This is a genomic window from Streptomyces sp. NBC_00102 (assembly GCF_026343115.1).
Lineage (GTDB): Bacteria > Actinomycetota > Actinomycetes > Streptomycetales > Streptomycetaceae > Streptomyces.
In genome coordinates, this window is record NZ_JAPEMC010000001.1 from 1,512,706 (window position 1) to 1,530,480 (window position 17,775).

14 protein-coding genes and 1 other RNA gene are annotated in these 17,775 nt (G+C 72.3%); 7 read left to right on the plus strand and 8 right to left on the minus strand.

Going from position 1 to position 17,775, the window contains the following annotated elements:
- Positions 1 to 624 precede the first annotated feature (624 nt).
- Positions 625 to 1,545 carry a cation transporter gene (locus tag OHA55_RS06700; RefSeq protein WP_266703728.1) on the minus strand — a complete coding sequence of 307 codons (921 nt, stop codon included), beginning with the start codon at positions 1,543 to 1,545 and terminating at the stop codon, positions 625 to 627.
- 325 nt (positions 1,546 to 1,870) lie between these two features.
- On the opposite strand from OHA55_RS06700, the gene OHA55_RS06705 reads away from it, so the two are divergent.
- Positions 1,871 to 4,051 (plus strand): bifunctional class I SAM-dependent methyltransferase/NUDIX hydrolase, encoded by a 2,181-nt coding sequence (locus OHA55_RS06705; protein WP_266703730.1) that lies wholly within the window; start codon positions 1,871 to 1,873, stop codon positions 4,049 to 4,051.
- Between the two features lie 94 nt (positions 4,052 to 4,145).
- Positions 4,146 to 4,649 (plus strand): GNAT family N-acetyltransferase, encoded by a 504-nt coding sequence (locus OHA55_RS06710; protein ID WP_266703732.1) that lies wholly within the window; start codon positions 4,146 to 4,148, stop codon positions 4,647 to 4,649.
- Positions 4,650 to 4,891: 242 nt separating this feature from the next.
- Here OHA55_RS06710 and OHA55_RS06715 read toward each other — a convergent pair whose 3' ends face one another.
- The 4 genes from OHA55_RS06715 to OHA55_RS06730 form a co-directional block, all read right to left on the minus strand.
- Positions 4,892 to 5,548 carry a hypothetical protein gene (locus OHA55_RS06715; RefSeq protein ID WP_266703734.1) on the minus strand — a complete coding sequence of 219 codons (657 nt, stop codon included), beginning with the start codon at positions 5,546 to 5,548 and terminating at the stop codon, positions 4,892 to 4,894.
- Between the two features lie 213 nt (positions 5,549 to 5,761).
- On the minus strand, positions 5,762 to 6,958 hold the full coding sequence (locus OHA55_RS06720) for an XRE family transcriptional regulator (protein ID WP_266703736.1): 1,197 nt from the start codon (positions 6,956 to 6,958) through the stop codon (positions 5,762 to 5,764).
- A 330-nt stretch (positions 6,959 to 7,288) separates the two neighbouring features.
- Positions 7,289 to 7,690: RNase P RNA component class A (gene rnpB, locus OHA55_RS06725), an RNA gene on the minus strand.
- Between the two features lie 48 nt (positions 7,691 to 7,738).
- Complete coding sequence (locus OHA55_RS06730; protein ID WP_266703738.1) at positions 7,739 to 8,269, minus strand: TetR/AcrR family transcriptional regulator; 531 nt, start codon at positions 8,267 to 8,269, stop codon at positions 7,739 to 7,741.
- 212 nt (positions 8,270 to 8,481) lie between these two features.
- Between OHA55_RS06730 and yaaA the strand changes: the two genes are divergently transcribed.
- Positions 8,482 to 9,282, plus strand: a complete 801-nt coding sequence (yaaA, locus tag OHA55_RS06735) for a peroxide stress protein YaaA (protein ID WP_266703740.1) — start codon at positions 8,482 to 8,484, stop codon at positions 9,280 to 9,282.
- Between the two features lie 155 nt (positions 9,283 to 9,437).
- Positions 9,438 to 10,121, plus strand: a complete 684-nt coding sequence (gene eda, locus OHA55_RS06740) for a bifunctional 4-hydroxy-2-oxoglutarate aldolase/2-dehydro-3-deoxy-phosphogluconate aldolase (protein ID WP_266703742.1) — start codon at positions 9,438 to 9,440, stop codon at positions 10,119 to 10,121.
- Between the two features lie 22 nt (positions 10,122 to 10,143).
- Here eda and OHA55_RS06745 read toward each other — a convergent pair whose 3' ends face one another.
- From OHA55_RS06745 to OHA55_RS06755, 3 genes are read right to left on the minus strand one after another with little or no spacing between them, the layout of a single operon-like run.
- Positions 10,144 to 11,487: a bifunctional RNase H/acid phosphatase gene (locus OHA55_RS06745; RefSeq protein ID WP_266703744.1), complete on the minus strand. Its 1,344-nt coding sequence runs from the start codon at positions 11,485 to 11,487 to the stop codon at positions 10,144 to 10,146.
- Positions 11,487 to 12,230: a zinc ribbon domain-containing protein gene (locus tag OHA55_RS06750; RefSeq protein ID WP_266710450.1), complete on the minus strand. Its 744-nt coding sequence runs from the start codon at positions 12,228 to 12,230 to the stop codon at positions 11,487 to 11,489. Before OHA55_RS06750 ends, OHA55_RS06745 begins: the two co-directional genes overlap by 1 nt.
- Positions 12,227 to 13,063 carry a Nif3-like dinuclear metal center hexameric protein gene (locus OHA55_RS06755; RefSeq protein WP_266703746.1) on the minus strand — a complete coding sequence of 279 codons (837 nt, stop codon included), beginning with the start codon at positions 13,061 to 13,063 and terminating at the stop codon, positions 12,227 to 12,229. The genes OHA55_RS06750 and OHA55_RS06755 overlap by 4 nt, the downstream gene beginning before the upstream one ends.
- A 578-nt stretch (positions 13,064 to 13,641) precedes the next feature.
- Here OHA55_RS06755 and OHA55_RS06760 point away from each other — a divergent pair.
- The 3 genes from OHA55_RS06760 to OHA55_RS06770 all read left to right on the plus strand — a co-directional run bounded on the left by OHA55_RS06760 (position 13,642) and on the right by OHA55_RS06770 (position 17,575).
- On the plus strand, positions 13,642 to 15,228 hold the full coding sequence (locus OHA55_RS06760) for a hypothetical protein (RefSeq protein WP_323180372.1): 1,587 nt from the start codon (positions 13,642 to 13,644) through the stop codon (positions 15,226 to 15,228).
- 683 nt (positions 15,229 to 15,911) lie between these two features.
- The gene (locus OHA55_RS06765) at positions 15,912 to 16,841 is read left to right on the plus strand and encodes an ABC transporter ATP-binding protein (protein ID WP_266703748.1); all 930 of its coding nucleotides are present in this window, start codon (positions 15,912 to 15,914) and stop codon (positions 16,839 to 16,841) included.
- Positions 16,841 to 17,575, plus strand: coding sequence for an ABC transporter permease (locus OHA55_RS06770; RefSeq protein WP_266703750.1), 735 nt, complete (start codon positions 16,841 to 16,843; stop codon positions 17,573 to 17,575). The genes OHA55_RS06765 and OHA55_RS06770 overlap by 1 nt, the downstream gene beginning before the upstream one ends.
- The last annotated feature ends 200 nt before the right edge of the window (positions 17,576 to 17,775 follow it).

Sequence of the window (17,775 nt, forward strand, 5' to 3'; positions counted from 1 at the left end):
GTTCGGGAACAGGTCGATGCGGGGTGACTCGGAAGGACGGAGGCCGGGACCGGTCAGAGCCGTACGCACGGGGTGCGGGACACCGATTCACCGGCGCACCGGTTCACCGGGGTGGCGGGCCGAGACGGGTCCGACCGGACGGAGCGCACCGGAAAGGTGCCTGGGCCGACCGGGAGAACTCGGCCGAACAGCGCAATTTCAGCTGTTCAACAACAACAGGTACAGGAACGACAACACTCGAGCCGCACCGCACTCGCGCGCACGCGGTCGGTCTGCGGCAGCCCGGCACTCGGCGCCGGCATCCGGTTCGCGGCGGGGAAGGACCGCATCGCTGCCTCCGCGAAGTTCCCGGTCACGGTCCACCTCCCTCGTCGAATCCCTCTGCGCGGCGAATCTTTTTTCTGATCCGCCATCACGCAACGCATCATATGGGGGTGGCGTGAAGGATTTCAATCCCTGCCCGGTCACTTCTGCCGTTCCAGGGAGCCGAGTTGAGTCCGAAACGCGCCGCGCTCCGGGACACTCGTACGGTAAAACGCGAGGTGGGAGGCGGTGTGCGGGTGAGCGGGGAGCACGTTCGCGCCATGCGTCACGCCGATGGACCGGGACCGGATCACTGGCGGCTCAGAGCAGTAGCCCGGGATCCGAGGTGATCTCCACGACGCACCACGGGTCGTAGGGCAGGGTGGCGAGCCCGTCCCGCAGCGCCCGCCTCACCCGGTCCTCGCCGGCCACGTCCCATCTGCCGGACGGCACCACGAACGCGACCTCGACGTACAGCTTCTGGCCGACCTTGCTGGTGCGCACGACCGGGTCGGGAAGCCCTTCCGCGGCCCGCACCCGCTCCACCACCTCCCCCACCCGCCGCTGCACGGCCTGTTCGGGGGCGGACTCCAGCAGCTCGGACGCGGCCTGCCGGAGCATCCGTACGGGCAGCGCGCCGAGCAGTGCGCAACTCAGCAGGACCAGCACCGAGTCCGCGTACTCCTGCGCGCCGCTCCACACCGTGGTGCCCAGCACCAGCGCCACCACGCCGCCCACCGCGATGAGGAGGCTGGTCACCGCCCCCGCGAGCCAGACGGTGGCCTCCGTGCGGATCAGGTCCGACCGCGGACCGCGCCGGGCCAGATGGCCGTACGCCGCCAGGCACGCCAAGCCGGTCGCCGCTCCGTACACGGCCAGACCCACCGCCGCCACCTCGGAGCCGCCCTCCAGGATGACCCGTACCGCCTCCACCGCGGCGTAGCCGAGCGTCCCGATCAGGGCGAGGCCCTGCACCCCGACGACCACCGGTACGAGCGACTCGCGCCCGAACGGGAAGCGCCGCGTCGGACCGGCCGCGGCGATGCGCGAGGCGCGGAGCGCGAGCCAGGAGAGGCCGATGCCGAGGACGGTGTAGACGCCGTCGAGCAGGATCACCTGCGACCCGGCGACGAGCCCCCACACCAGGCCCACACCCGCGAGCGCGACCGAGAACGCCATCGAGACACGCAACGCGCACTGTTCCTGCCGCGCCGTCTCCGGGGACGGCCCTCCGTCTGCCACCCCCTCATGCTGGCGGGGGCCCGGCGGGGCAGCAACCGGACCTCCGCGGATCCGGCCCGGTCCGTGCACCGGGCGGGCCCGTCCGCCACAGGGACGACGGGCGGGCCCCCGGAGTTTCGGCCATCCCCCGTCCCGCCCGGCACCTTGTGCCGCATGGGCGGATACGGGCGCACGTACCGTACGGCCTGGTCCCCCGCCGTCCGGTTCCGGCCGAAACACACGCCTTCGGCGCCGCCGCCGCGTCGTTGAGCCTCATGCCCCGGCCGGACCGGCCGTCGCGAAAACCACCGGACACCACACGCTGTCCCCGCACGAGGAGCGATCTGTGGCATACGCACGGGACGACTGGTCGGCGCACTTCGGCGAAGGGCGCGACTTCGCCCGGCTCGGGGAGGACGAGAAGCGGCTCCTCGCCGAGCACGTTCCGGCACCCGAGGGCGGCGGCCGGGCCCTGGACGCCTGCTGCGGCACGGGTGAACTCGCCGTGTTCCTGACCTCGTTGGGCTACACCGTCGACGGCGCCGACTTCGCCGGGGGCGCCCTCGACCGCGCCCGCGCCGAGCGCGGCGGTGCCCCGGGGGTGCGCTGGCTGCACCTGGACATCGAGCACGGCGACCCGGCCCCGCTGCACGAGGACGGCTACGACCTGGTGACGTTCCGGCTGTCCCTCGCCTTCCTCCGCGACCGCTCCCGCGTGCTGCGCGGGCTCGGCGCGCGGCTGCGCGAGGGCGGCGCGCTCGTCGTCATCACTCCCCTCGCCGACCGCACTCCCGAGGAGCGGCGCGCCACCGCCCTGGACGAGGACGAACTCGCCCTCCTCGCGGACGGCTTCGAGGAGAGCGCCCGGTTCGACGCGGGAGGTCTGGTGTTCCTGGTGCTGCGCGGGCCCGGCGGCACCTTCGCCCCGGTGGAGAAGGGCCGGCCCGCCCCGCAGGCGGTGGCCGGTGCGGCGGCGGTGGTCACCGACACGGCCGGGCGGGTGCTTCTGGGGCGCTCCACCCGCGGCATGTGGGAACTGCCGGGCGGGCGGGTGGAGACGGGCGAGTCCGCGCCCGCCGCGGCCGTACGGGAGCTGGCGGAGGAGACCGGGCTGACAGCGCGTACGGAGGACGCCCGGGTGCTGACCGTCCTCCACGACGACCGGGCGGACGTACGCCGCCTCACGGTCGTGGTCCGCGTGACCTGCTGGAGCGGCGAGCCCGGCCTGCTGGAGCCGCACCGATTCGTCCGCTGGGAGTGGCACGAGCTCCACGACCTGGCCACGCTGGGGAGGATCTTCGCGCCCTCCGCCCAGGCGCTGCACGCGGTGTGGCCGGGAGTCCTTCCCGGCCTGGTGCCCGTCCACGCCTACCCCCGCACCTCCGCCGTACCGCCCGGGCCCGCCGGGCACGGCGTACCGTCCCCGTCCCCGTCCCCGTCCCCGTCCCCGTCGAGTGCTCCGCCCGGCCCGGTGATGAGCGACGAGGAGTACGGGGCCCTGCGCGCCTCGGCCGCTCTGTGGGCGGGCACCTCCGTGCTGATCACCGACCGGCTCGGGCGGGTCCTGGTCCAGAGCGTCGACTACCGCGACACCTGTCTCCTGCCGGGCGGCGCGGTCGACAAGGGCGAGTCGCCCGCTCACGCGGCCGCGCGGGAGCTGCTGGAGGAGCTCGGTGTCGTCGCCGTGGTGGACCGGGGTCTCGCCGTCGACTGGGTCTCCACCGACGCCGTCGGCGCGCCCGCGGTCATGCGGTACCCCGGCGAGATCCTGCACGTCTTCGACGGCGGCACATGGGAGGAGGAGCGGATCGCGGAGATCCGTCTCCCCGACAGGGAGATCACCGGAATCGAGTTCGTGGAACCCGCCCGGCTGCCCGATCTGCTCTCCCCGCGCGACGCCCGCCGCGCCCTCTCCGCGCTGCGCGCCCGGATCGACGGCTCCGGCACGGTGCTCCTGGAAGACGGCCGGCCGATCGCGCCCACGGTCCTCGACCGCCTCGCCGTCCTGCGTACCGCCCGCGCCGAACAGCACCTTCCGTGGCACCCGGGCGCGACCCCGCCCCGGCTGCACGCGTCCGAGGTCCGGGGATGGCTCTTCGCGCCGGACGGTCGTGTACTTCTCCTCCTCGACCCCGGGACCGGCCTCGCCCACCTGCCGGGGGCCGCGTACGAGGCGCTCGACGGAGGTGACCCGCCGGCGGCCCTGCGGCGCGGGGTCGCCGAGGACGCGGCCGCCCGGATCGGGACGCCCCTGTTCCTCGGTCACCTGGTGTCTCCCACGGGGCAGCCCGACCGACTGCGTTACGCCGCCACGCTCGACGGCGTCGGCCCCGCACCCACCGGTCCGGCCGACGGCCCCGCGTACACCCGCGTACTCGCCACCCCGGAGCAGGCGGCCGACCTCTCCGACTGGGGCCCGCAGGCCGCGGACCAGCTCGCCGCCGTCCACCGGGCCCGCCGCCGGCTCGGCCTCCCCGAGGCCACCCGCCGCCCGGTCGTCGAACTCACCGGCGCAGAGGGCTGGTGAGCCGGCCGGGGCGACGACCACCGCCCGAACACCCGACGGATGCGGGGAAAAATCCGTGGGAGCGGATGGTCGCCCGCTGCTACGGTCGGGCGCCATGAGCTGGCTCCCCGACGACTTCGTCCATCCCGTCCTGGTACCGCTGCCGGGCAGTGGACATCACCTGCGGCCGATCCGGGAGGCGGACACCCCACTCGACTATCCGGCCGTGATGGGTTCGCGCGAGCGGCTGTGGACCATCTTCGGCCCTGCCTGGGGCTGGCCGGCGGCCACCATGACCTACGAGGCCGACCGGGCCGACCTGTTGCGGCACGAGAACGAGATCGCCGCACACCAGTCCTTCAACTACGCGCTGTTCGACGCGGCGGAGACGGCTCTGCTCGGCTGCGTCTACATCGACCCACCGGAGAGGGCCGGCGCGGACGGCGAGATCTCCTGGTGGGTGGTGGACGAGCTGGTGGGCGGCAAGGTCGAGCGGGCCTTCGACGAGCTGGTGCCGCAGTGGATCGCCGTCGACTGGCCGTTCGAGCAGCCGCGCTTCCTCGGGCGTGGGATCTCCTGGTCGGACTGGCTCGCCCTGCCGGAGCACCCCGACGCGTAAGTAGCTGTTGTGACAACCGCCTGCGAGAGCGCCGGGGTCCGAGCGACATGGCGGACGCGGAGTGGGTGGTGGTGCGGCCCTGCCGACGGCTGGGAAGTGATTGATTCGCAGTCGGTGAAAGCGGATGCGGTGGCCGGCTCCGGCACTCGCGGTTTCGACGGCAGCAAGCTGGTCGACGGACGGACGCAAGCGCCACGTCGTGGTCGACGCCCTCGATACGGTCGGCCTCCTCCCGCAGGCCATCAACCTGAGCTGCGGGCCCGCCACTCCTTGAACGTGATCGGCAACTCGGAACCTCCGTACGGGAGCAATCCGTCCCCAAATTTTCGGAGTTTCTCGTAGGCCTTCTTGAGATCACCCTCAGTAGGGAATTTCCCGAATTGGACGGCGAGCACCAGAACGTCTTCCACGGTGATGACTTCGAGATCCTGCTCCGCTGCCAGAGCTTGGCCTCCTTGGTCATCGATGGCAACCAGGACCTCGTGACCCTCGTCCCGATAGTGCACTCCATGAGCCACGACAACCGCCTCGCCGAGATCTTTCGACTCCCGCAAGGCGTCCTCAAGCTGACGGCCTCGCACTTCCACGAAAACCTCGACCACGCGGTCCGACACAGACTGGGCCTGGAGCGCCGGGAGAACCTCGACGCAGTCGCTGGCGGTAAAGCGTGTCCACCTGAGCTTGAGCCCGTGATACTTCCGGTCCTTGCGAGCGACCTCGTCGCAAACTTCCTGCGGCACCATGAGCACCAGGTCAGCTTGGTGCAGCACGTCTACGAGAAGGCGTTGGAGGTTCGCACCGACGAAGTGCACACAGATAACCGCGTCCAGAATGCAGACAGGTTCCCGTCGCTCCGGCGAAGCATCCTCACTGGATGCCTCCATCTGCTCCTTGGGCAATCCCCCACCCTTTCGACGCTTGCGCCGGGGCCACTCTACTAGGCCCGCTCGCGCACGTCCGTTCGGTTCGCGGTCGAGGTCTTGGCGACATGCGGGCGGGCACGGGTGAGGGTTCGGCCAGCGTGTCGGCCGAGAGAGCGGATACGTGGAGTGCAGTGCCTCCGACCGTCGGCCGGAGGCACTGCACGCTCAGCGCTTCACTGGAGCACAGGACTAGCCCTTCGCCAGCCCACGGGCAGCCAGCCTTGAGATGTTGGCGAACTTCGGGGTCGGGGGACTGGGAACTATTCCAGCTTCCCTCAGCCTGACTTCCACTTCTTCCGGACTGCGACCTTCGAGCATGGCCACAGCACGAACTCCGATGATGTTCCGCCGGTACGCCTCAACAGCACGTTCGAGGATTCGCCGCGGGGCCCTCACCGCTTCGGCGGATTCCTGTTCTTGCTTGTACGCCGGACCCCAGCCGTACCGTTGCGCCAGCTGGGCGCCGGTCGGCCCTCGCATATCTTTTTTCTGCTTCTCCGTGATCAGATTCATCAATTCGAGCTGGATGAGTATGACCACGAAGCTGACGCGAAAATGGCGCGCCAGCAATGCGACCGTCCGTTCGTTCACGTGGAAGTCTTCTGGCAGATTTTCGGCCGTTAGCCAGGTCTTGATGCCTCCCTCTGGGGCCAGGAGGTGGCGAGCGAAGGCATCGCACCGCCGTTCTCCCGGAGTTCGCCGGTCGTCCAGCTCATGCACTTGGGCACCGTCATCCCAAAGCAGGTGCCCAAGTTCGTGAGCGAAGCTGAACCGCTGGCGTTCGGGGACATCACAGGCTCGAACCGCGACGAGCGTCGTTTCACGCTCCGGGTCTGTGGCGGTGAACCCGTCCGTAGTCTGCGGCAACCGCAGAACTGCCGTGTCGACACCGGTGAGTTGCTCAATCAACTCGTCCACATCAGCGATCGGCGCGCCACCGAGATCGAGTGCTGTCCGCACCCGTTGCGCCAACTCTCTGGCTTGATCTTCCTGCGGCAGCCACTCGTCCGGCACAGGCAGATAACCTTCCAGCTTGCGCTGTTGGGTCGTGTCCGTCCCGAGCTTGTCCAGTCGGGCATCGAGCTCAAGCACTTCGAGCGTGTGCCTCAACGCCTCTTCGCGCTCCTCGGCCACCACATCATTCGCCCTCGCGGCGACGCGGACTCTGCTGTGAACAGGGTTTCCGCTGGTGAGCAGCCGCACAGGAATATCGAGGGCAACCGCGAGTTGGTCCAACTCAGCGAGCGTGCAGTTGGCGCGGGCGCCGTTCTCGATGCGATTCAAGGTCGGTTGGGAGAGGTGAGCACGAGCAGCGAGGTCACGCTGGCTCAACCCAGCCCGTTCCCTCTCGCGGCGGATCCGCTCCCCCACAAGCTTGAGATCCACGTTGCACCTCCTTCTGAATCAATTCTACCGGCCTGATTCACGATGGCCAGTGGAAGGTCTATCACCAGGCACTGACAGGAGTCGGTAAGCACAGATGACCAGCCTCAGGAGTCGTTTGCACGAACGACGACCAGCGAGCGGGTCGGCACACGTACGGTCCCCACTGGAAGAACGCCGCCGGCGCTCCCGGCGAACACGGTCGCCACGAGCAGCTGCCACCCCGGCCTCGGGAACCACCGAGGCAACGCTCATCCGGACAGCACTGCCGGTCGGATCTTGGAAACCTCGCCACAGGCGGGAATGCCTCCACGCCAAAGCGGAAACTGAAGGCAGACGAGTCGGGCTGTACGCCGGGTTCTGTCGCCCGGTCGCCTCGCGGCGGCCGGGGAGACGGCCATCCATCTAGGACCGGCATTGCTGCCGGCCTCCTGCGGTCTACCCGCGAACTCGGGCGGGCAGCCCTCGAACGTTCGCGCAGGGCCGCCTTGCGGCGGTCCTTCTTGACCTTGCTCCGGGTGGGGTTTACCTAGCCGCCTGAGTCACCTCAGGCGCTGGTGGTCTCTTACACCACCGTTTCACCCTTACCCGGGACCTGGGTCCCGGGCGGTCTGTTTTCTGTGGCACTGTCCCGCGAGTCACCTCGGGTGGCCGTTAGCCACCACCCTGCCCTGTGGAGCCCGGACGTTCCTCGGGGAGATCCGGGGATCTCCACGCGGCCGTCCGCCCGGCTCGTCTGCCGTGCCGCCATCGTACCCGGCCGGGCGGCCGGGCGGCCGGGCGTCAGTGGGCGAAGGCGGTGATGCCCGCGGTCCACGCCTCGGCGAGGTCGGCCTCCGGCGGGAAGCGGCCGTTCAGTTCGAGGACGACCATGCCGTGCGCGAACGCCCAGGCGGCCCTGGCGCGGTCCATGTCGCCGTCGACGGCCCGGCAGAGGGGGGCGGCGGCTTTCCGGCGGGCGGGGGCGAGGGCCGGAAGGTCGGGGCGGCAGCCGGTGGCGAGCAGGTAGAGGTGGGGGTGGGCCAGCGCGTAGGCGCGGTACGCGGTCGCCAGGACGGGGAACGAGCCGGGCGCGGAGGCTTCGGCGGCGGTCAGCACGGCGGCCGTCTCGCGGTACATCTCGGCCGCCAGGGCCGCCACCACGGAGGACTTGTCGGGGAAGTGCTTGTACAGGGACGAGGCCTGGAACCCCACCCGTTCGGCCAGGCGCCGCATGGTGAGGGCCTCCGGGCCCTCCTCCTCCAGCAGTGCGCGGGCCGCGTCGACGATCTGCCGGGGGCGGCCGGTGGCGAGGCTGCCGACGAGGTGGGTCACGCGGATACCCTTCCTGGCCCCGGAGTGTCCGTGGCCGAAATCGCGATCGTACGAGATCCGGCCGTGCTGGCCGGAAGGAGCCCCTCCTGGGCGCCGGTGAAGCCCTTCCCGGGTACCGAACGGCCGCCGGGCTGCCGGGGCGGACGGCGGCCCCTCCGCCTCCCCCGGCCCCGTAACCTGGGTCTACCGCCCCCGTACGAAGGAGAACCGCCGTGCTCGTGCTGTTGCCGCCCTCCGAGGGCAAGGCCGCCCCGGGGCGCGGGGCGCCGCTGAAGCCCGAGTCCCTGTCGCTGCCGGGGCTCGCCCCGGCGCGTGCGGCCGTGCTGGACGAGCTGGTGGAGCTGTGCATGGCCGACGAGGAGAAGGCGCGCGGTGTGCTCGGGCTGACCGAGGGGCTGCGCGGCGAGGTCGCCAAGAACGCGGAGCTGCGTACGGCCCCGACCCGGCCGGCCGGCGAGATCTACACGGGTGTCCTCTACGACGCACTGGATCTGGCCACGCTCGATGCGGCGGCCAAGCGGCGCGCCTCGGCCTCGCTGCTGATCTTCTCCGGGCTGTGGGGTGCGGTGCGCGTGAGCGACCGGATTCCCTCGTACCGCTGCTCGATGGGGGTGAAGCTGCCGGGCCTCGGCTCGCTCGCCGCCCACTGGCGGGCCGCGATGGAGCCGGTGCTGCCGGAGGCCGCCGGTGACGGGCTCGTCCTGGACCTGCGGTCCTCGGCGTACGCGTCGGCGTGGAAGCCGAAGGGAGAGCTCGCGGGGCGTACGGCGAGCGTGCGGGTGCTCCACTCGCAGCTGGTCGACGGGGTCGAGAAGCGTTCCGTGGTCAGCCACTTCAACAAGGCCACCAAGGGCCGCATGGTCCGCGACCTGCTGGAGGCGGGCGCCGCTCCGGCCGGCCCCGAAGAGCTCGTGGAGGTCCTGCGCGGCCTCGGTTACGTGGTGGAGGCGCAGGCACCGGTCCGCGCCGGGCGGCCGTGGTCGCTCGACGTCGTGGTGACGGAGATCCACTGACGGAGATCCACTGACGGAGAACCACCGGCGGAGACCGCTCCCGGAGTCCGCCGAGGGCGATCCACTGAGGGGTCCGCCGCACGGGCGACCCGACGGCCGTTGCAGCATGCGCAACGGCCGTTGCAGGGAGTGTGGGAGGGCGGCAGGATGACGCCATGACCTCCCCCGCACCCGTCGCCGCGTACGCCTCCAGCCCTGCCCCCACCGCCGCGTCCGTCCACGCCCCGTCCGTGCTCGATCTCGCCCCCGTCATCCCCGTCGTCGTGCTGGAGGACGCCGCGGACGCGGTGCCGCTCGCCCGGGCGCTCGTCGCGGGCGGGCTTCCGGCGATCGAGGTGACGCTCCGGACCGCGGCGGCGCTGGACGCCATCGCGGCCATCGCGCGCGAGGTGCCCGAGGCCGTGGTGGGTGCGGGCACGGTGATATCCGTGGCGAACGTGACGGAGACGGTGGCCGCGGGAGCGAGGTTCCTGGTGAGCCCCGGGTGGACGGACACCCTGCTGGCGGCGATGCGGGCGTCCGGGGTGCCCTTCCTGCCGGGCGTCTCGTCCGCCTCCGAGGTGGTCGCCCTGCTGGAACGCGGGGTCACCGACATGAAGTTCTTCCCGGCCGAGGCGGCCGGCGGCACCCCCTACCTCAAGGCGCTCGCCTCGCCGCTGCCGCAGGCGCGGTTCTGTCCCACCGGAGGCATCTCGGCCGCCTGCGCACCGGAGTACCTCGCCCTGCCCAACGTCGCCTGTGTCGGAGGCAGTTGGATGCTCCCGAGCGAGGCCGTCGCCGCGAAGGACTGGGCCCGGGTGGAGCGGCTGGCGGCCGGGGCGGCGGCCCTGCGCGGCTGAGACGCCCCCCTGGGCGACGGGCCTAGCGCAGGTACGAGGTGTCGTTGAAGAGGCGTACGGACGCGTTGCCGTCGCCGTAGTACGCGACCTCGGAGAGCGAGGCGGCGGCGAGCTCCATCCGGAACATGGACTCCGCCGGGGCGCCGAGCGCGAGCCTGATCAGGGTCTTGACGGGCGTCACGTGGCTGACCAGCAGCACGGTACGGCCGGCGTACGCGGCGGCCAGCCGGTCGCGGGCGACCGCCACCCGGTCCGCGACCTCCACGAAGCTCTCGCCGCCGCCCGTGGGTGCGGCCTGCGGGTCGGTGAGCCAGGTCGTCAGGTCGGAGCCGTACCGTTCGCGCACCTCCGCGAAGGAGAGCCCCTCCCAGGCGCCGAAGTCCGTCTCCCGCAGCCCGTCGTCGATCGTCACGTCGAGGCCGAGCCGGGCCGCCACCGCGCCCGCCGTCTCGCGGCACCGGCGCAGCGGTGAGCTGACGATCGCCTCGACCGTGCCGAGGGCCGCGAAGTGCGCGGCGGCGCGTTCGGCCTGCTCGCGGCCGGTGGCAGAGAGTTCGGGGTCGGTGCCGCCGCTGCCGGAGAATCGCTTCTCCGGGGTCAGTACCGTCTCTCCGTGCCGGAGCAGCAGGAAGGTGGCGGGGGCGCCCATGTCCGGAGCGGCAGCCCAGCCCACCCGGGGTGTGGCGGCCGGGGCGGCGGTCGCCTCGGGCGTACGGGAAGCCGCGGCGGAAACGCCCGCGGAACCTGAACCGGAGCCGGAGCCCGAACCGGAGCCCGATCCGGTACGGGCGGCGGCGAGGGCGGCGCGCACCTTGGCCGCTCCGGCGGAGGCGTCGCCCACCTCGCGGGGCGGTACGTCCCCGAACTCGCCGACGGCCGGCCGGGCCGGGGCGTCCAGGGCCGCGGTGGAGGCGGAGGGCTCCCACCGCTCGCCCCGGCGGCCCGCGTCCATCGCCTCGTTGGCGAGCCGGTCCGCGTGCTTGTTCCGCTCGCGCGGCATCCACTCGTACGTGACGGCGGAAGGCGGGAAGACGGCGGCCGCCTCCGCCGCGAGAGGCTTCATGTCGGGGTGCTTGATCTTCCAGCGGCCCGACATCTGCTCGACCACCAGCTTCGAGTCCATCCGTACGTGGACCCGGACGGAACCTTCCACCGCCTCCGGGAACAGCGCCTTGGCGGCCCGGAGGCCGGCGATCAGGCCCCGGTACTCGGCGACGTTGTTCGTCGCGACGCCGATGAACTCGGCGGCTTCGGCGAGGGTCTCGCCGGTCGCCGGGTCCACGACGACGGCGCCGTAACCGGCGGGCCCCGGGTTGCCCCGGGATCCTCCGTCGGCTTCGACGACGAGCTGGTGGGACGAGGCCATTACAGGCCCGACTCCGAGGTGCGCACCAGGATGCGGTGGCAGTTCTCGCAGCGCAGGACGGTGTCGGGGGACGCCGCCTTCACGTCGTTGACCTCGGTGATGTTCAGCTCCAGGCGGCAGCCCTCGCAGCGGCGCTGGTAGAGCCGGGCGGCGCCGACCCCGCCCTGCTGGGTGCGGAGCTTGTCGTACAGCTTCAGCAGGTCGGCCGGGATGACGTCGGCGACGACCGCGCGGTCCTTGCTGATCGTCTCGCTCTGGGCGTCGAACTCCTTGAGCGCGGCGTCCCGGCGCCCGGTGGCGTCGTCGATCTTGGCCTGGACGGCGGCGACCCGGTCGGTCAGCTCGGTGACCCGCTCCTGGGCGGCCTCGCGGCGCTCCATGATTTCGAGGACGACGTCCTCCAGGTCGCCCTGGCGCTTGGCCAGCGAGGTGATCTCGCGCTGGAGGTTCTCCAGGTCCTTCGGCGAGGAGACCGCGCCGGAGTCGAGACGCTGCTGGTCGCGGACGGCGCGCTGGCGCACCTGGTCGACGTCCTGCTCGGCCTTGGTCTGCTCGCGGCTGGTGTCGCTCTCCTCGGTCTGCGAGGCGACCAGCAGGTCACGGAGCTGGGTGAGGTCGTTGGTGAGGGACTCGATCTCCGCGTGCTCCGGCAGCGAGGCCCGCTTGTGCGCGGTCTGCGCGAGGCGAACGTCGAGGGCCTGGACGTCGAGAAGTCGGATCTGGTCGGCGGGCGCGGCGTTCAGTTGGGGGCTCCAGAAGAGTGGTGGGTGGTCCAGGGGTCGGTGACCTGCTTCGAGACGTGGACCCGCAGGTCCCATCCGTGGCGGTCGGAAATCGCGTCGAGCTGTGCGGCGGCCTGCTCGCACCAGGGCCACTCGGTGGCCCAGTGCGCGGCGTCGACCAGGCCGAGCGGTGAGTGCTGCACGGCCTCGGAGGCCGGGTGGTGGCGCAGGTCGGCGGTGAGGAAGGCGTCGACGCCCGCCGCACGCACCGCGTCGAAGAGGCTGTCGCCGGAGCCGCCGCTGACGGCGACCGTGCGCACGAGCGCCTCGGGGTCGCCGGCCAGCCGGATGCCCTGCGCGGTGGCGGGCAGCCGGGCCGCGGCGCGGGCGGCGAAGTCGCTGAGCGTCTCGGGGTGGTCCAGCTCGCAGATCCGGCCGAGGCCGCGACGGCCGTGCGGGTCGGTGGGGTCGGGCACGAGGGGACCGGCGACCCGCAGGTCGAGCGCTCCGGCCAGGGCGTCGGAGACCCCGGGGTCGGCGGTGTCGGCGTTGGTGTGCGCGACGTGCAGGGCGATGCCGTGCGTGATGAGCCGGTGCACGACCCGGCCCTTGAAGGTGTCGGCCGCGACGGTCGTGGTCCCTCGCAGGTAGAGCGGGTGGTGGGTGACGACGAGCTGGGCCCCGAGCCGTACCGCCTCGTCGACGACGCTCCCCACCGGGTCGACGGCGAACAGGACCCGGTCGGTCTCCGCTTCGGAATCGCCGCAGACCGTGCCCACCGCGTCCCACCCCTCGGCCCGCTCGGGGGGCCAGAGGGCGTCGAGCTCGGCGATGACTTCAGACAGACGGGGCACGGGGAAAGGCTACCTGTCCCGCGCGCCCCACCGGTCATGGCTGTGCGTACCCACCCGTAGCGCCCCGATCCGGTCACGCATCGTCACCCCGCGTGGACTTCGGAAGGCGTTACGGAGGTGCCGGGGGCCTGGCGCACCCCGGCAGCACAGCCTCGCTGCGTTTCTCGGGCAAATCCGGTTTACACCATCCTTATGTGTGAAGCGGCGGGTGTGGCGTTGGCCGGTAGAAAGCGCGAAAACTAGCTTCGGTCGCCGGAGGTGACACACCCATGACTGCCTGTGTCGCAGAAGGTCTGACCCAAGGGGGCGTCGGGGCGGCCGGGGAGCCGGAACCCGCGCCCGAGGAACCAGAGGATCCCGGGGCGTCCGGGAAGCCGCAGAACCAAGAGGGGCCGGAGACACGGGGCTTTGAGACACGAGAACCCCAGAGGCCGGTGAGCTCCGGACGGGCCACCACGCCGCACGTCGCGCCGAGCGACGGCGGCGCCCTGCCCTTGCCCGCCCCCCGGCCCGCAGCGCCCGCCGGGTACGGCCCCGGTGAGGCCCGTCCCGTCGGTCCCGGGACCGACGGTTCCCCCGTGGACGAGGGCACGGCCCCGATGTCCATCCGGGTCGTCGTGACCGGGCGGACGGTCGTGCCCACGGGCGGTCCGACCGGCCGGGGCGTCGACGCGACCACGCTCGTCCCGCTCGTCGGGGCGGTCGTCGGCTCTCCCACGGCGGCCGCGTTCCACACCTCCACCGGGGCATCCGCACCCGTCGAAGCGGCGGCGCCCGCCGGGGCGGCCGTACCCGCTCGGCCGGGGACCGGCTCGCCCACCTCGGCGACGCCACCCGCACCGGCCCCGCCGCCCGTACCCGCAGCGGCCCCCGCACCCGGTACCGTCCGTGCGAACGCCGCCGGGATGTCGGCCACCCGGCGTTCGGCGCCCCCCGCCGAGGCCGCGCCCCTCCCCCGCCGCATCCCGCCCCCGCCCGCCCGTCCCCCGGCAGCGGCGGGCCACCGGGCCCCGCACGCGGCGGGGACGCTGACCCTCTCGGCGGACGGCGGGTACGCGGCCCGGCTCACGATGGGCGGCAGCGAGGCGCTCGGCCGTGGCTGGTACCCGGAGCGGTGGACGCTCGACGGCCCGGAGCCGTACGCCGTGCCGCTCCCGCTCGACCAGCCGGAGGAACCCGACTCGCAGGTGGTGCCGCTCGCGGACGGGCGGGTGCTGATCCGGCGGCGGGTCGCCGACCGGCACGCGTTCTCGCTGCTCTACCCGACCGGCCCCAAAACCGGTGAGCTCGCACTCGGGACCGTGGAGTGCGAGCGCATGACGCTGCTCGCACCGGCCCCGGACGGGGCGAGCGTCTACGCCCTGGCACCCGGCATCTTCACCACCTCCGTCTGGCGGGTGGCGGGCGGCACCTTCGGGCCCGAGCACGTGGCCGACGTACCGGGGCTCTGCTCGGGCGGGGTCTGGCTGGACCGTACGGGCAGGGTGCTGGCCCTCGACCGCAGGCCGCCCGGCGGCGGACCGGTGAAGACGGTCGCCGTCGACCTCGAACGCGGCGGCGAGGTGACTCCGCTCCTCCAGATCGCACCGGAGAGCAATGACCGGCTGCTGATCGCCGAACCGGACAGCGGACTCTTCCTGCTGCGCTCCGACGCACCCGGTCAGGACCGGTTGGGCTGGGGAGTGCTGGGCAGCGCGCTGCCGGTGCGTTTCCCGGAGTGTCTGCGTGCGGCGGACGCGGACGTGACCGTCACACCGTTCGCGGTGCAGCCGGGGCAGATGCTGATGCCGGAGAGCTGCGCGGTGGCGCTGCGGATCGACGGTGCGGCAGGCAGCTGGCTCGGCGTCTGGCGTCCGACCGGCCGTCTGCTGCACCAGTTCGTCGCCCCGGCAGGCTGGTCGGCCGGGGCGGGTTCCTGGAGCCGCGACGGCGTACTGAGCCTGCCGTACTCCCGCCCCGACGTGCCTTGCGGGCTGGCACGCCTGGAGGCTCCCGAAGACGTCCCGCCGGAGCCGTACGGCGGTGCGCGGTGCGCTCCCGGAGCACCGAACGGCACACCCGGCACATCCGGAGCGCAACCGTCCGCCGACGGATCATCTCCTGTGGGGTGTAGGCCGGTTCCACTGGGGCAGGCGCCGCTGCACGGCGGTCCGGCGTCTGGCTAGAATCCATCGGGGGCTACGCAGTCGTTCCGTACGGGTGCGCAGTGTGACCGCGCCCAGGGGCCTCTTTTCGGACAAGCAGGACCAGATCCGGAGAGACCACCACGGGTGGCGGCGGGCCCCTGTACACACGCAAGCGAGCGCAACGGGGTGACTTCCCACATGTCTGAAGCCCGAACCGACACGATCCAGACGTGCCCGCCGGGGGCGGACACGCAGCGGGCCGACGCCGGCGGCTCCGGAAAGCACCGAGGGGGTGTGTCGGCGGAGACCAACTCCGCGCAGGCGCACGGCCGGCACCGCCGGCCTTCCCACGGGGACAACGGGGTGTCCTGAGAGAACGGGGAGACGGGGGTCGTCCCGGCCGGAAGGCCGGGGGCGGCCCCTGTCGCCTTTCCGGGGGGCCGGGCCGCCCCTGTCGCCCTTCCGGGGGGCCGGGCCGCCCCTGTCGCCCTTCCGGGGGGGCGGGGCCGCCCCCTCCCGGCATCCATGACATTTGTCCTGCCGGAAGCCGTACGCACGACTCTGCCGTCCGGCCCGGGGACACACGTACCGTCACCGGCATGACCACAACGGGGACAACGGGGACAACAGGAACAACGGGAAACGCGGGCGGGGGGCCGGCCGCCGGGACAGCGGCGGGGGGCCGGAAGAACGGGAGCGCGAGCGGTGACGACACTCCGGCGGTGAGGTTCGCCGGAGTGTCGAAGTCCTTCCGGACAGAGGGCCGTTCGGGCGGTACCGTGCGCGCGGTCGACGGGATCGATCTGACGATCGGCGCCGGGGAGACGGTCGCGCTGCTGGGCCGCAACGGCGCCGGCAAGTCGACCACCATCGGGATGCTGTTGGGACTCGACGAACCGGACGCGGGGACGGTGGAGTTGTACGGCCGCACCCCTGACCGGTCGGTGCGGGCGGGGCTGGTCGGCGCGATGCTCCAGGAGGGGCGGCCGATTCCCCGGGTGACCGTGCGGGAGTTGGTCGGGTTCGTGGCGTCCACCTATCCCGCGCCGATGAAGCTCGGTGAGGTCCTGGAGCTCTCGGGCGCTTCGGCGTTCGCGGACCGCCGGATCGACAAGCTCTCCGGTGGCCAGACGCAGCGGGTCCGCTTCGCGGTCGCGCTGGCGGGAAATCCCCGGCTGATCGTGCTGGACGAGCCGACCGCCGCGCTGGACGTGGAGGCCCGGAGGGCGTTCTGGGACTCGATGCGCGCCTTCGCGGAGCGCGGCAACACCGTGCTCTTCTCCACGCATTACCTGGAGGAGGCGGACGAGAACGCCGCCCGCATCGTCGTCCTCGACAAGGGGCGGATCGTCGCGGACGACAGCGGGGACGGCATACGCGGTGCCATGGGGGGCGGTCTCGTCGGGATCGACCTGGCGGGCGGCTCGGCGGAGGGGCTGGACCGTCTGCCGGGGGTGCTGGGCATCGAAGTCCGGGGCGGACGTGCTCTGTTGCGTTCGGCGGACCCGGACGCCACCGTCGTCGCGCTGGCCGGGATGGACGCGGTGCGCGGACTGACCGTGTCGCGCGCCACGCTGGAGGACGCGTTCCTCGCCCTGACCGCCGCCGGGACCCTCCCAGGCCCCGCCGAGACGCCCGAGGAGACACGCTGATGTACGCGTACGTGATGCTGGAAGTCCGCCGGACCCTGCGCGACGGCGCGTTCCTGATCTTCGGGACGGGGATGCCGGTCCTGATGTACCTGCTCTTCACCAACATCGGCGACACCTCCGGGGGCGGGTCGGGCGCCGACGACTGGCGGGCCTACTCGATGACCGGCATGGCCGCGTACGGGGCGCTCGGCTCTGCGATGTCGGTCGGTACGGGGATCGCGTCCGACAAGTCGCTCGGCTGGCTGAAGCAGTTGCGGATCACTCCGCTCGCCCCGTCGCGGATCGTGGTGGGCCGGGCGCTCAGCGGTTCGGTGACCGTCCTGCCCGCGGTGGCCGGGGTGCTGCTGGCGGGAGCGCTGGTGAACCGCATCCAACTCGGCTGGTCGCAGTGGGTGTTGCTGGTGGCGCTGCTGTGGGTGGGCACGCTGCCGTTCACCCTGCTGGGCATCGGCAACGGCTACCGCCTCACCCCTCAGGGCACCGGGGTGATCAACATCGCCTGCATGACGGGGTTCGCGGTGATCGGCGGGCTGTGGTTCCCGCTGGACACCCTGCCCGGTCCGGTCCGGGCCGTCGGTGCCCACACCCCCGCACACGGTTTCGCGGATCTCGGCTGGACGACGATCGCCGGCCAGGCTCCCAACCTCTCCTCGGTCGCCGAACTCCTCGCCTGGGGAGCACTGTTCGGCGGATACGCGGTCGGCTCGTACCGCCGCGCGGCGAGGACCCTGTGACGGCGAAGACCCTGTGACGGCGAGGACCCCGTGACGGCGAAGACCTTGTGACGACCAGGACTCCGAAGGCGAGGACCCAGTGAAGGGCAAGACCCCCGTGAAAGGCGAGGCCCCGGTGGAACCGGCCGACCCGGAGTGCGCGGAGCCCTCGCACGGCCGGTGGAGGCTGTCGCCCCTGGGCCGGCGATCGGCGGGCCCGG

Excerpts from the sequence above, each read along its gene's own strand:
- OHA55_RS06710 (WP_266703732.1), top strand. The coding sequence starts at position 4,146 with ATGAGCTGGCTCCCCGACGACTTCGTCCATCCCGTCCTGGTACCGCTG.
- eda (WP_266703742.1), top strand. The coding sequence starts at position 9,438 with ATGACCTCCCCCGCACCCGTCGCCGCGTACGCCTCCAGCCCTGCCCCC.
- OHA55_RS06745 (WP_266703744.1), bottom strand. The coding sequence starts at position 11,487 with ATGGCCTCGTCCCACCAGCTCGTCGTCGAAGCCGACGGAGGATCCCGG.
- OHA55_RS06770 (WP_266703750.1), top strand. The coding sequence starts at position 16,841 with ATGTACGCGTACGTGATGCTGGAAGTCCGCCGGACCCTGCGCGACGGC.